The sequence below is a fragment of the Paraferrimonas haliotis genome (genome assembly GCF_002282895.1).
Classification (GTDB): domain Bacteria; phylum Pseudomonadota; class Gammaproteobacteria; order Enterobacterales; family Shewanellaceae; genus Paraferrimonas; species Paraferrimonas haliotis.
This window is the reverse complement of record NZ_NRRB01000002.1, coordinates 425,398-438,844: the sequence shown is the minus strand read 5'-3', so window position 1 is coordinate 438,844 and position 13,447 is coordinate 425,398. Positions and strand designations below refer to the sequence as shown.

At 47.2% G+C, this 13,447-nt stretch carries 15 protein-coding genes; 8 read left to right on the top strand and 7 right to left on the bottom strand.

The annotated features are described in order from the left end of the window. Nucleotides 1-32 precede the first annotated feature (32 nt). The 5 genes from CLC91_RS05885 to CLC91_RS05865 all read left to right on the top strand — a co-directional run bounded on the left by CLC91_RS05885 (nt 33) and on the right by CLC91_RS05865 (nt 6,151). The gene (locus tag CLC91_RS05885; protein ID WP_408634215.1) at nt 33-2,051 is read left to right on the top strand and encodes a type IV pilus secretin PilQ; all 2,019 of its coding nucleotides are present in this window, start codon (nt 33-35) and stop codon (nt 2,049-2,051) included. A gap of 184 nt (nt 2,052-2,235) precedes the next feature. Next, nucleotides 2,236-2,751: a shikimate kinase AroK gene (aroK, locus tag CLC91_RS05880; RefSeq protein WP_095497732.1), complete on the top strand. Its 516-nt coding sequence runs from the start codon at nt 2,236-2,238 to the stop codon at nt 2,749-2,751. Nucleotides 2,752-2,770: 19 nt separating this feature from the next. Then, nucleotides 2,771-3,859, top strand: coding sequence for a 3-dehydroquinate synthase (aroB, locus tag CLC91_RS05875; RefSeq protein WP_095497733.1), 1,089 nt, complete (start codon nt 2,771-2,773; stop codon nt 3,857-3,859). After that, nucleotides 3,859-5,319 carry an AAA family ATPase gene (locus tag CLC91_RS05870; protein WP_095497734.1) on the top strand — a complete coding sequence of 487 codons (1,461 nt, stop codon included), beginning with the start codon at nt 3,859-3,861 and terminating at the stop codon, nt 5,317-5,319. The genes aroB and CLC91_RS05870 overlap by 1 nt, the downstream gene beginning before the upstream one ends. Nucleotides 5,320-5,335: 16 nt before the next feature. Next, nucleotides 5,336-6,151 carry a Dam family site-specific DNA-(adenine-N6)-methyltransferase gene (locus CLC91_RS05865; RefSeq protein ID WP_095498135.1) on the top strand — a complete coding sequence of 272 codons (816 nt, stop codon included), beginning with the start codon at nt 5,336-5,338 and terminating at the stop codon, nt 6,149-6,151. 6 nt (nt 6,152-6,157) lie between these two features. Here CLC91_RS05865 and CLC91_RS05860 read toward each other — a convergent pair whose 3' ends face one another. The 3 genes from CLC91_RS05860 to CLC91_RS05850 all read right to left on the bottom strand — a co-directional run bounded on the left by CLC91_RS05860 (nt 6,158) and on the right by CLC91_RS05850 (nt 7,392). Further along, nucleotides 6,158-6,337 (bottom strand): DUF2970 domain-containing protein, encoded by a 180-nt coding sequence (locus CLC91_RS05860; RefSeq protein ID WP_095497735.1) that lies wholly within the window; start codon nt 6,335-6,337, stop codon nt 6,158-6,160. Nucleotides 6,338-6,342: 5 nt separating this feature from the next. Then, entirely contained in the window at nt 6,343-6,657 is a 315-nt protein-coding gene (locus CLC91_RS05855) for a hypothetical protein (protein ID WP_095500142.1), read from the bottom strand. A 90-nt stretch (nt 6,658-6,747) separates the two neighbouring features. Then, nucleotides 6,748-7,392: a TorF family putative porin gene (locus CLC91_RS05850; protein WP_095497736.1), complete on the bottom strand. Its 645-nt coding sequence runs from the start codon at nt 7,390-7,392 to the stop codon at nt 6,748-6,750. Nucleotides 7,393-7,629: 237 nt separating this feature from the next. Here CLC91_RS05850 and rpe point away from each other — a divergent pair, with 237 nt between their 5' ends. The 3 genes from rpe to trpS are packed head-to-tail and all read left to right on the top strand — an operon-like array spanning nt 7,630 to nt 9,979. Then, nucleotides 7,630-8,301 (top strand): ribulose-phosphate 3-epimerase, encoded by a 672-nt coding sequence (rpe, locus tag CLC91_RS05845; protein ID WP_095497737.1) that lies wholly within the window; start codon nt 7,630-7,632, stop codon nt 8,299-8,301. Next, complete coding sequence (locus CLC91_RS05840) at nt 8,295-8,963, top strand: phosphoglycolate phosphatase (protein WP_095497738.1); 669 nt, start codon at nt 8,295-8,297, stop codon at nt 8,961-8,963. The genes rpe and CLC91_RS05840 overlap by 7 nt, the downstream gene beginning before the upstream one ends. 17 nt (nt 8,964-8,980) lie before the next feature. Beyond that, nucleotides 8,981-9,979: a tryptophan--tRNA ligase gene (gene trpS, locus CLC91_RS05835; protein ID WP_095497739.1), complete on the top strand. Its 999-nt coding sequence runs from the start codon at nt 8,981-8,983 to the stop codon at nt 9,977-9,979. 48 nt (nt 9,980-10,027) lie between these two features. On the opposite strand, the gene dolP is transcribed toward trpS, so the two are convergent. From dolP to CLC91_RS05815, 4 genes are read right to left on the bottom strand one after another with little or no spacing between them, the layout of a single operon-like run. Continuing rightward, nucleotides 10,028-10,603, bottom strand: coding sequence for a division/outer membrane stress-associated lipid-binding lipoprotein (dolP, locus tag CLC91_RS05830; protein WP_095497740.1), 576 nt, complete (start codon nt 10,601-10,603; stop codon nt 10,028-10,030). A gap of 21 nt (nt 10,604-10,624) precedes the next feature. Beyond that, complete coding sequence (locus tag CLC91_RS05825) at nt 10,625-11,215, bottom strand: phosphoheptose isomerase (protein WP_095497741.1); 591 nt, start codon at nt 11,213-11,215, stop codon at nt 10,625-10,627. 46 nt (nt 11,216-11,261) lie between these two features. Next, nucleotides 11,262-11,591, bottom strand: coding sequence for a YraN family protein (locus tag CLC91_RS05820; protein WP_095498136.1), 330 nt, complete (start codon nt 11,589-11,591; stop codon nt 11,262-11,264). Continuing rightward, nucleotides 11,591-13,417 carry a penicillin-binding protein activator gene (locus CLC91_RS05815; RefSeq protein ID WP_143812004.1) on the bottom strand — a complete coding sequence of 609 codons (1,827 nt, stop codon included), beginning with the start codon at nt 13,415-13,417 and terminating at the stop codon, nt 11,591-11,593. The genes CLC91_RS05820 and CLC91_RS05815 overlap by 1 nt, the downstream gene beginning before the upstream one ends. Nucleotides 13,418-13,447 lie beyond the last annotated feature (30 nt).

The following is a 13,447-nucleotide window of genomic DNA, read 5'->3' as shown; positions in this document are numbered from 1 at the left end:
ATTTTGTTAACCTGAATCGACTGAAAAGCCGGATGACTGGGCTAGCGCAGACCGGGCTTTTACTGTCTCTAATGGTGCTTTCGCCGTTAACTTGGGCTGCCAACAAACTGATTGATGTTCAGTATCAGAGTGCCGTGGGCAACCAGCTGCAAATCGACTTAATATTCGATAAGCCCGTATCAGAGCCTCAAATTGAGTTATCTGCTGACCCAGCAATACTGGCTTTGAATTTTAGCGACGCCCTGTCCTCGTTAGAATTAAACGACATCAAAGTGGACTCAAAGGGCGTTCAGTCTTTGCAAGCCGAACAAGATCTACAAACCTTGAGGTTTATGGTGAACCTTGAGAAGGTGGCGCCGTATTCAACCAATATTATTGGTAACACCTACCGAGTGGTCATCAACCAAGACAGCCGTGGTCAAGTGGCTAATACCGGTCAAAATACCGTGGAGCGAATTGACTTTCGTCGAGGTCCATCCGGTGAAGGAGAACTGGTTGTTGAATTGGCGTCTGATGTGATTGCAGCCAATTTACAACAAGTAGGCAGCAATCTTGAGCTGCAGTTGTACAACACGCAACTGAAAGACGACGATCTTTACGTTGTTGATGTGCAGGACTTTGCTACCGTAGTGCGTGGTTACGAAACCTTTAAAGACGATTTAAACAGTCGAATTCAAATTAGCGTTAGCGGCAATTATGAGTTTAATCAACGTCAACAGGGTCGACTGTTGCGCATTCGCGTAGCTAAGGTTGATGAAGTTTCAGCGGCAGCCAAAGAGAAACCAAATTACGAAGGTCGAGAGCTGTCACTCAATTTCCAGAATATTTCTGTTAGAACCGTGCTGCAAATTATTGCGGATTACAACAACTTCAACTTGGTTACCAGTGATACGGTTGATGGCAACATTACTCTGCGTCTTGACGATGTGCCTTGGGATCAAGCGTTAGATTTGATTTTACAAGTTAAAGGCTTAGATAAGCGCATTGAAGGTAATATTTTAATGGTTGCGCCTAAGGAAGAGATGAACATTCGTGAGAATCTCAACCTTGAAGCCGCCCAGAAGGCAGAAGAGCTTGCGCCGCTCTACTCTGAGTATATGCAAATTAATTACGCCAAAGCATCTGATATTGCGGCGTTGTTGAAAACGGATGATTCAAGCTTGCTGTCGACTAGAGGCACTGTTGCTGTGGATGAGCGGACCAACACCTTGTTGGTGCAAGATACCTCCGATAAGCTCGAAGACGTGCACCGTTTGATCGATGTTCTCGACGTACCGGTTAAGCAGGTGGTGATTGAGTCACGCATGGTGACGGTTCGTGATGACTTTGCAGAAGACTTGGGCATTCGTTGGGGTATCACCAATAAAACCGGTGACTTAGGTACCTCAGGCAGCTTAGAAGGTGCTGAATCAGCAGCAGGCGGCACGGTACCGAGCTTGGACGATCGCTTGAATGTTAACCTACCTGCAGCACCAGCAGGGGGCACGCCTGCAAGCATTGCCTTCCACGTGGCTAAGCTTGCTAATGGTACCGTGTTGGATCTAGAACTTTCAGCCTTAGAGCAAGAAAGTAAGGGTGAGGTGGTCGCTAGCCCACGCATTACCACCGCCAACCAAAAGTCAGCTTATATTGAGCAAGGTGTGGAAATTCCATACGTAGAGTCGGCATCCAGTGGTGCCACCTCAGTAACCTTTAAAAAGGCCGTGTTAGGCCTGACCGTAACGCCGCATATTACTCCGGACAATCGCATTATTTTGGATTTGGAAATCTCTCAAGATTCTCAAGGCCGGAGTGTTGACACGCCAACTGGCCCAGCGGTATCAATTGATACCCAAAGAATCGGAACCCAGGTGCTGGCGGAAAATGGTGAGACTATTGTATTGGGCGGTATTTATCAGCAATCGAACCTAAATCGCATCAGCAAGGTGCCAATTCTTGGTGATATTCCATACCTAGGTACGTTGTTTAGAACCACCTCAGATTCCAGTGAACGACGCGAAGTGCTGGTGTTTGTAACGCCAAGAATTGTTGAATCAGGAATTAAGCAGTAAAAAGAAAAACCTTACTTTTAGAGTGTTTAGAGCCACGTCCTTAATGGACGTGGTTTTTATTTTGGTAAAGCTATTGCCAACGGCGTTATTTACCTGAGATAATTCGCTGTCGCACATTAAACAGAGTGGGTAACAGGGCTGGTTTAGGCTGGCAAATATAAATTATTAGAGATTCAGACGTACAATGGCTGAGAAACGTAACATTTTCCTAGTCGGTCCCATGGGAGCTGGTAAAAGCACCATCGGCCGTCATTTAGCACAAATGCTTCATCTGGAGTTTTTTGACTCCGACCAAGAAATTGAACAAAGAACTGGCGCCGACATCGCATGGGTATTCGATGTAGAAGGCGAGGAAGGATTTCGCGTCCGCGAAGCCAAAGTGATTGAAGACCTGAGTGAAAAACAAGGCATCGTATTGGCGACCGGCGGAGGCTCGGTTGAAAGCAAAGACGTTCGTAACTGCCTGTCAGCGCGTGGTATCGTGGTTTATCTAGAAACCACTATCGATAAGCAGGTAGCTCGTACACAGCGAGATAAGCGTCGCCCGTTATTGCAGGTTGATGATCCTCGTCAAGTGCTTATCGACCTATCAGACAAGCGTAACCCTATGTACGAAGAAATTGCTGATGTAGTGGTTCGTACCGATGAACAAAGTGCAAAAGTAGTTGCTCATCAAATTATAGAAAAACTAGGCTTCTAGAACTTCAGGAGTATGACCAATGGAAAGGATTCATGTAGAGCTAGGAGAGCGAAGCTACCCCATTTACATTGGTAATTCCGTGCTATCCGATGGCGAGCTTTTAGCTCGCCATCTTGCTGATCGTCGCATCTTGATCGTCACCAATGAAACCGTTGGGCCGCTCTATTTAGCTGCGTTGGTTAAACAGTTATCAGCCATTTGTGAGGTTGAAAGCGTAACCCTTCCCGATGGCGAGCAGTACAAAACCTTAGAACAGTTAGATACCATTTTTAGTCATTTGCTCAAAGCAACCTATGGCCGAGATAGCTTAATTATTGCGCTCGGTGGTGGTGTGATTGGTGATATGACCGGATTTGCAGCCGCTTGCTATCAACGTGGCGTTGATTTTGTACAAATCCCTACCACTTTATTGTCTCAAGTGGATTCGTCGGTTGGCGGTAAAACCGCCGTCAATCATGCGCTTGGTAAGAATATGGTGGGTGCTTTTTATCAGCCCCAAGCGGTATTCATTGACGTTAACAGTTTAAATACGTTACCCGAACGAGAGCTGTCAGCTGGCTTAGCGGAAGTGATTAAGTACGGGATTATTTGGGACCAAGTATTTTTCGATTGGTTAGAAAATAATGTTGAGGGTTTACTCGCGCTAGAACCAAGCGCCATGACCTATGCGATAAAGCGCTGCTGTGAAATTAAAGCGGAAGTGGTTTCATTGGACGAAACCGAGCAAAGCGTTCGGGCGCTTTTGAACTTAGGCCACACATTCGGCCACGCTATCGAAGCGGAGATGGGCTATGGTAACTGGCTTCACGGAGAGGCTGTCGCTGCCGGTATGGTTCAAGCAAGCTATGTTAGCAATGCACTCGGGCGGTTAAGTGATCAACAGTTACAACGGATTGTTTCACTCATCGCTGCTTGCAACTTGCCTACAAAAGGGCCTAAACAAATGCAACCAGAACACTATTTGCCACACATGAAGCGTGACAAAAAATCGGTTCAAGGTGCAATACGGCTTATACTTCCCGCCGGTATCGGAAAGGCAGAACTTCGCTCTGACATTAGCCAAGAGGTAATGATAGCGGCAATTGAAGCAGCAGGGACACAGAGCTAATGGAAAAAGTTATTCAACTCGCGACACAGCAGGACATCAGTCAACGATTGGTGCACAGCATTCGTTATACCCAAGACGCTATTATTTTAAGTGGCAGCACCGGCAGCGGTAAAACCAAGATTGTGGAGCAGATATCCGATCAATGTGAAGGATACAACCAATTATTCCTTAACTGTCATGACTCGTCAGGTTTGCTCGAGTTAAGAAAAAAGTTGGCGGAACAACTATGGCCCGGTAAAACCGTTGAGCTTAATCAATCTATTAGCAAGATGTTGGTTGAAAATGCTGAAATGGAACATCTGCCTATTCTAATTATGGTTGATAACGCCGAAAGCTTGCCCGCGAATGGTTTCGCCGAATTAATCGATACCGTGGATCTCAACTATTCAGGCATGACGGTTCGCTTACTTATTGCCATTGAGCAAAGCACTCAATCATTACTGATGCGCGGCCTTAGCGACAGCCAAGCGGCTGCCTGCTTGGTTGTAACTATGCCGCCGCTCACCGTGTCTGAGCGCCACGGGCTGTTTTTTGGCTTGTATGCTCGTACCGGTCAAACCCCCGAGTTTTCAAGGGAGCAGATTCGTCGTTTATTGGAGCAGCAAAGCGGCCGTCCTCAGGAGGTGCTTAAGCTGCTGCAAACCGCCATCCGTTCCCCTGAAAAAATTGGCGTACAAAAGGCACCGGTAAACAAAGGCATTATGAGCGGTGCCATTGTTGTAATAGCGATATTGGCGATGTTGGTGTGGTGGTTGTTCAAACCTACGCCAAGCAATGCACCCAGCCAAGTGAAACAAATACCAAAAATCGAGCAAGTCGAGCGAATTGACGAGCCTTCCTCCCAGGTAGAGGTTTCGCCTCAAACAAAGGTGCAAGTTCTGCAGGGTGACGTTGAGCAGCAACCGCCGAGCGATTTAACTCAATCACAGGGAGTGCAACCAACTGCTCAAGCCGAACCAGAAGTAACACCGAAAACGGAGTCGGTGGCACAGCCACAGCCAGAGTTGGAGCAACCGTCTCATCCAGAGCCCAAACCCATGTCAGAACCAGCAGCCGTGCCAGAGCCTCAGCCTCAGCCGGCAGTGGAACAATTACCACAACCTAGCTTGGTGTCTGAATCAGAGCCTGAGCCAGAAGCGGTCGTCTCTGAAGATGAACAATACAGCAATGACCGAACTTTACCGGTAAACGGCTTCACCATTCAGTTGGCCTCGGTTGAGCAATTGTCTTCGATTATGCCCATCGTTCCAAAGCTCGCTAATATCGAGCAGGCGTACGTATTATCTGCCGAAGCGAGCTTGATATTGGCCTACGGAGAATTCGAGACCAAAGAGCAAGCGATAACGGTAGCGACCGAGTTAGCTTTGCCTTCTGGCTTTTGGGTACGCCCTTGGAGCGCCTATAGCAATAGGTCCATTGCTGACACGGAAACCCAACAAGTCCGTGATGCAAAGCAGTAAAGAGAATCCCGAGTTAATGTCGATTAAAACGCGCGCCTTTTTAAAATGGGCCGGTGGAAAATTCAAACTCATCGATGAGATTGGTAAACGACTGCCTCAAGGTGAACGCCTAGTAGAGCCGTTTGTCGGGGCGGGTTCTGTATTTTTGAACTCGAATTATAAGCGCTATTTACTGTGTGACATTAACCAGGATCTCATCAACCTTTATCAGTTGCTGCAAAGTGCGCCTCAGCAGTACATAGATGAAGCGCGTAAGTTATTCGCGCCAGAACACAACCAAAAACAGCGTTATTTGGATCTTCGTATGCAATTCAATGCGAGCCAAGACCCGTTTGAGCGTTCATTGCTTTTTCTTTATCTAAATCGGCATGGATACAATGGGCTGTGTCGCTACAACAAAAAAGGCGGTTTTAACGTCCCTTTTGGTAGCTATAAAAGACCTTACTTCCCAGAAAAAGAGCTGCAGACCTTTGCGGCGAAAGCCCATCTTGCTGAGTTTAAATGCATTGCTTACCAGCAAGCGTTTGCTGAAGTGACCAGTATGGATGTGGTTTATTGCGATCCGCCTTATGCGCCTTTATCGACGACGGCTAATTTTACCAGTTACGCCAGTAATGGCTTTACGCTTGATGATCAGGCGGTTCTTGCACGAACCGCGCGTCATTGTGCGGCGGAAAAAGGGGTGAGTGTGGTGATAAGCAACCATGACACCGCGCTTACCCGAGAGTTGTATCATGGCGCCTCTTTGGACTCGATTCAGGTGCAACGCAATATCAGCCAAAAGGGCTCAGCTCGGTCTAAAGTGCCTGAAATTATCGCCTTGTATCGCTAGTGATTTCTAGTTAATAACCCAAGTTACCACTAAGACCAAGCTCAACACCAAAACACCAGCCATCACCAACCCAGATATAATAAACGGGATGGGACTGTCGGTCGCGAAATCTTTGTTACGATTGTGTTCGCTTTGAACGCCAAAAAAGCCCGCGAGAACGCTGCCAATGGCTTGAAACCATCGCATGCTAGTTAGGACTTTTCTGGAAGGTTATTCGATGAGCTGTCTAAGTTTGGAGCACTTTCGTGTCCATACAAGAGTTCGAGTAAATCGATGAAGTGCATTTGTGATGAACTGGAGTTGCCGGTAACCCAAGCGCCCCAAGATAAGTCTGCACAGCGATTGCGAGGGTGGCTTAATGGCAAGCTGTTGTCTATTTGAGCGTTAGGCCCACAAACACAGGCCGCTTGTGCGTAGTCGGGTAGCGTGTCTGTAAGCTTAGTTGCGGCAACTAAAATCACAGCAGTAAGCGCAATACCAGAAAAAATTTTCTTAGGCGTACTCACATCCGACTCCATTGTTAATTAACGTAGTCGAAAAGTATAGCAAATGTTAATAGAGACCGCCATACGCTTGGCGGTCTTCTATTGATAGGCTTAGAAGCTGGCTGTCACGCCCACTACATAGGCTTCTTTTTCTTCTTCGTGATATACCACACCCGCGAAGACACCGAGATAATCGTTAAAGCCATAATCAAGGGTAACACCTAAATCATACGCGCTGTCAGCATCGTCTTCATCAGGACGAACAATGCCGGCGTGCGGGGTCAGGGTCAAAGCCTCGGCTAATGCAAAGTCGTAATTGGCTTCAAAATACCAAGATTTCAGAGTCACATCATAATGCGCCGCTACATTAGCACCGTAAAGATCCGCGGCCGCTTTATACTCGGTCGTGTGACCACCTACGTCGTAGTAATAATAACGAGTTGCTGAGAAATCCAAGCTAATATCATCATTGATAGCGAAGCTGTAACCGCCCCACCAATCCACTTCAACTTCGGTATCGCCACCATTGTCATAGCTGCTGCCCCAAACGCCCGCGTAAAAACCCGATGCGTGCTCGTAGTCGCCGCCCACCTGTAGAGCAGGTTTGTCGTCGGACAAGGTAACACCACGGAACAGATAGTTGCTCACTAGCGCCGCGTTGCCAGAGAAGCTATGAGGGGACTCTTGAGCCAAAGTTGGCGCAGTGTAACCCAAGCTTAGCGCGAGTAGGCTTGCAGAAATGGTACGTTTCATCATTTTTAAGTCCCTTAAATATAATCATTTTTAATTAGTGAATAGAATTTAATGGACCTGAGGGGGTAAATTCAAGTTATCTCAGAGCAAGGTCATTTTGCAAGCATTAGCAACATTAGTTTTTTTCAAGCCAAGCAGGTTATATTAAAGTCAATTCACGATTCAGTTGTTTGGAACGTGGTCAGCTTGCTAAGAATTCAGTAGAATAAGCGCCTACCTTGATGCTACCGGAATCCTACCATGACTGAGTTTTTAATCGCCCCTTCAATACTTTCTGCCGACTTCGCCCGTTTAGGTGAAGAGGTGGACAATGTGCTTAAGGCGGGCGCGGACGTTGTGCATTTCGATGTGATGGATAATCATTACGTTCCTAACTTAACCATTGGGCCTATGGTCTGCAAAGCGCTGCGTGATTATGGGATCACCGCACCTATCGATGTACACCTAATGGTTAAACCGGTTGATAGGCTTATTCCGGACTTTGCTAAGGCCGGTGCATCAATCATTACCTTTCATCCCGAGGCTTCAGAGCATATTGATCGCACCTTACAGCTGATTCGCGATAACGGTTGCAAAGCGGGCTTAGTGCTTAATCCTGCGACACCATTATCCTATCTGGATCACGTGATGGATAAGTTGGACGTGATCTTGTTGATGTCGGTTAACCCTGGCTTTGGTGGACAGTCATTCATACCCTCTACTCTAGATAAACTAAGGTTGGTGAAACAACGAATTGATGACAGCCCCTATGACATTCGCTTGCAAATCGATGGCGGTGTAAAAACCGACAATATTGGTGAAATCGCTGCGGCGGGTGCTGATATGTTCGTAGCGGGATCTGCCATATTCAATCAACCTGATTATAAGGTTGTGATCGATGAAATGCGCAAGGAGTTGGCAAAAACGTGTTAGATTCTAAAAAGCTGATCGCATTTGATTTGGACGGAACCTTAGTCGATAGCGTTCCCGATATAGCGGCTGCGGCTAATAAAAGCATGCAGGCATTAGGGCTTGCTCAAGTATCTGAAAGCCAAGTTCGAGGTTTCGTTGGTAACGGTGTGCCTACCATGCTTACCCGCGTATTAAGCCAGGTGCAGCAGCGGCCACCATCCGCTGCTCAACTCCAGCAAGCGATAGCCTTATTCAACGATTTTTATCAACGGGACTTATGCAGCCACGGCGCCTTGTATCCAGGTGTCGAGCGCACATTAGCGGCCCTTAAAGCGAAAGCCATTACCTTGGTTGTGATTACCAATAAGCCAGAAGCTTTTGTACCGGGCATTCTGCAGCACTTCGCCATTGAACACTATTTCGATGCAATTATAGGGGGCGATAGCCTTGCTGAGAACAAGCCGTCACCGTTGCAATTGAACCACGTTATGACGCACTTTAATGCAGTCCAAGATGACTTTTTAATGGTTGGTGACTCTAAAAACGATGTTTTAGCGGCTCATGCTGCAAAGTGTGACAGTATCGGCTTGACCTATGGCTATAACTACGGGGAAGATATTTCCTTATCAAAGCCAACCATTGTGGCCAATCAATTTAGCGATATTCTGCAATACCTACCTTAACGGAGCTTAGTGTTACTATGTCAAAACCTGTTGTATTGAGCGGTGCTCAACCATCCGGAGAACTCACCATTGGTAATTACATGGGGGCTTTGCGACAGTGGGTCAACATGCAGGATAGTCATGACTGTCTATATTGCGTGGTGGACCTTCACGCAATTACGGTTCGTCAAGATCCACAAGCTTTGCACAATGCCTGCTTAGATACATTAGCGTTGTATTTAGCCTGCGGCATTGATCCCAACAAAAGCACCATATTCCTGCAGTCTCAAGTTCCTCAGCATACCCAGCTTAGCTGGGTTCTAAATTGTTATGCGCAAATGGGTGAGCTTAATCGCATGACTCAGTTTAAGGATAAAAGCGGCAAACACGCGAACAACGTTAATGTGGGTTTGTTTGGTTATCCGGTGCTTATGGCTGCTGATATTCTGCTGTATCAAGCTAATGAGATTCCGGTGGGGGAAGATCAGAAGCAGCACCTTGAGCTGACTCGCGATATTGCCACTCGGTTTAACAACATCTACGGCGACACCTTTGTTGTGCCTGAGCCTCACATTCCGCAAAGTGGCGGGCGCATCATGTCGTTGCAAGATCCGCTAAAGAAAATGTCAAAGTCCGATGACAATGCCAATAATCGCATTGGTTTGCTGGAAGACCCTAAAAAGATTGCTAAGAAAATAAAACGTGCGGTAACCGACTCAGACGAGCCACCTGTGGTTCGATTCGATGTGGCAGAAAAGCCAGGCGTATCTAATTTGCTGAGTTTACTCTCTGGGGCGACAGGAACACCCATGACACAGCTAGAGCAAGAGTTTGAAGGTAAGATGTATGGTCATTTAAAAACGGCTACCGCCGATGCGGTGGTTGCTATGCTAGAGCCGCTTCAGCAGCGCTTTCAAGAGTACCGTAATGACCCTGCTCAACTCAACGCCATCATGCAACAAGGGGCGGCCAAAGCGCAGGCTCGCGCTCAAAAGACGATAGACGATGTTTATCGCAAGGTAGGCTTTGTGGTTTAGTGTGATAAGTGAGATAAAAAACCGGCTTAATGCCGGTTTTTTTTGGCGCTAGTTGTCTTCGCTTACGTATTCAAATACTTTTATTACTTTACGAACACCGGAGGTATTGCGGGCTACGTCTACCGCTTTCACTCCGTCTTTTTGGCTGATCAGCCCAAGTAAAAACACTTCGCCATTTTCGGTAATGACCTTAATGCGGGTCACATCGATATCTGGTGTGTTAATCATCCGAGTCTTAACTTTGGTAGTAATCCAAGTGTCATTGCTTTTGGTGGTAAAGCTGATGGGATTTCCGATTCGGATTTGGTTATGGATGCGCTTTGCGTTACTGGCTTCTCGCGCTGCTTTAATGGCTTTATCTCGCAACATTGAGTTTGGAGCTTGGCCAATGAGCAGTACTGAGCGATTCATACTGATGGCGGTGATATTGGTTTGATTAGCAACGTCATCTAGGTTTCGTAGCGCCGAATTTATGCTGCGTTCTATGCTACCATCATCCAATTGAGTGCCTATGCTGCGCTCATCGTTTAACATCATGGCGCCACCCACAGCGCCCACCATAACAGCACCCGCACATCCTTGTAAAAATGCGGCCATGAGCAATACAGATACTACTTTGCTCATTCTGGAGAACATCGAAACTCCTTAACTTTCGTCTTGAGGAAACAAGGTTCTGTCAATGCTATCGCACAGACAATGAATCGCTAACAAATGCACCTCTTGAATGCGAGCGGTACGGTGAGACGGTACCCGAATTTCCACATCACTATCACTCAACAGTCCGGCCATGGGTCCGCCATCTTTACCGGTTAAGGCTACAATGGTCATGTCTCGGCCAAGTGCTGCTTCCATGGCTTTTATTACGTTGTTAGAGTTACCGCTGGTGGATATCGCTAGCAATATATCGCCGGGCTGACCTAACGCTCTGACCTGCTTAGAAAAAATTTCGTCATAACTGTAGTCGTTAGCAATGGAGGTGATGGTTGAAGAATCTGTGGTTAACGCAATGGCAGGTAAACTTGGGCGTTCGGTTTCAAAACGATTTAACAGTTCCGCCGAAAAGTGTTGGGCGTCGCCAGCGGAGCCGCCATTGCCGCAGGTTAGAATCTTATTGCCGTTGAGTAAGCAGCTAACCATCATTGCTGCTGCTTTTTCGATGGCTTCAGGGAGCGCTTCACTGGCATCAATTTTGGTTTGAATCGATTCGGTGAAGTTCTCTTTAATTCGTTCTAACATAAGTTAACCTTATCTGTGTTGTTCTTAGTTGGCAAAATTAACGGCTTTAGCCAAAAATATTTTCTATCCAGTCAAGTTGTTCATGCTCGATAGCGACTAAGTCAAAACGCGCAGGCGCGTCGATGCCGTGCCTTTGCATATAGGCATTAGCGGCGTTGACTAATCGTCTTTGCTGTTGAGAGCTTATCGCTTGTAGCGCTCCGCCAAATTGGTCATTTTTGCGATACTTTACTTCAACAAAGACCCACATATGCTGACTTCGCATGATGAGATCGAGCTCGCCAAATGGAAATCTAACATTGGCTGCCACGAAGGTAAGACCATTGGCTTCAAGATGCTGTCGAGCCAGTTGCTCGGCACGACGGCCTCTGCCAATCATAACGGTCTAATGCGTCCGTTTTGTAATCGACCCCAAGCTAAATCTCGTTGCAGTACGCCTTGTTCATCTACCGATAATGAACCGCTTTGTCCTTGCACGCGGTAACCGGGAAAAGCTCTCATTTGCGCGAGTTTATCAATCAATGCCGCAGCATCATAACCCATAACGTACAAACGTTGCAGTGATAAAGACCACTGTGGCCACAATTGGTTCGCTTGACGTCTATCGGCGTTATCGTTAATTAGCCAGGTCATATCATTGAATCTGAGGCCATTCAGCTCGCTGGGGTAGCGGCCGTTGTTGGTTTTCAAATGACTGCGGCTCGAAGCAAAAATGGGCAATGGATCTGCAAAAACACTGATGTTAACGTCGATGAAGGGTTTTACCAGTTTCACCTGAGATGCCGAGGCGATGAGGAACAACCCGTCGATGTCACGGCGCGATCGAAAATCCGCTTGTATGGCATTGTCGCCAAACTGCTTTATTTTGGCGATGCGGGCTTGGCTTGCATCTACTTCTAATGCGTTGCGAACGCCGGCTTGCATTTCTGAGCCATTCTCGAAAAAGTGGATCTCAATTGACTCTTGGCTCAGCTCTAACCAACGTTGCTCAAAGGCTTCGGCCATGCGTTTAGAGACGGCACTTCGGGCACTCAAAATTAATGGCCTTCTTATGCCTTGCTTATGCATGTATTCGGCGGCTTTTTGAGCTTCTTGGATGGGCGATAAAGAGAAAAAATAATCGTCGGGTGCGATGCTAGGCTCAGTGGGTAAGTTCAAATAAAGCTGCGGAACGGTACTGGGAATTCCAGCCATTTTGTCAACATTGGCTTTAAGCAGTGGCCCGATAACGAATTCAGCACCTTCGGTTAACGCTTGTTGGTAAGCGTTGTCTACCGAGGCTGAGGTATCATAAAAGGCCACGTCAACGTTGGGGTTGTTTTGCATGAGCTGGCTAATAATGCCATAGCGGATGGCTTCAGACTGTGCCTCATGACGCCCAGATAGCGGCAATAACACCGCAATCTTGTTGGCTTGGTAGGCTTTCGTATTGAGAGCTTGTTGGAGCGAGTCGGGTAGTTGCAATGCCGCTGGATGGCTTGGGTGTTGCTCACGCCATCCGTTCAATTGCGATGTCAGGGCGCTGGGGTCAACCGCATTTTGCTTAATCAATTGCGCCAAGCTCAACCAACCGTTAAACAAAGGCTCTGAGGTGATGGCTAATTGGCGAGTAATCACTTCGAGTGGTAATGGTTGCAGCTTATTCCAAATCGATTGATTGAGGGTAGCTTGTTGTGCCTCATCAACTAACCCCGATAGCGCGCTTAATGTGCGAAGCTCATTCACGTGCTGCTGCATTGCCCCATAGAGTTCAGCTTGCAGTTGCAGCAGTCGTATTTGTTGCCAGCGCGGTAGTTGCACGTTCGCAGGGGTCATTGACGCTTGCAAAGCAGCCTGGTTTTCGCCTTTCGCCTGTAAAAACTTGGCTTGCAAATAGCGATATTGCGAATTTAGCTCAACCGATTCTGGCAAATTCCCTTGTAGCTGACTTAACAGGTTGCTAGCTTCGTTTAACTGGCCTGCGTCAAGGTAGGCTTCGCTGGCTAATAGTAAGTTAGCGTATTGTTCCCTAGGATCATTGCTGGCTGCGGCACGGGCTAAGTATTGCTCTGCCGTGGCACTTACCTGCGCCAAATTAACCGGTTGCGGTTGGCTCGGTTTTTGCGGCGGAGTCGGAGTGCTACAACCGGCTATCGATAAGGCTACCGATAGCGTTGTGGCTAGAAATAGGTTCTTACTTAAGCGCATTGGGCTTTTGGTCACAGTGCTTTACTCTGGTAATATTGCTGACAA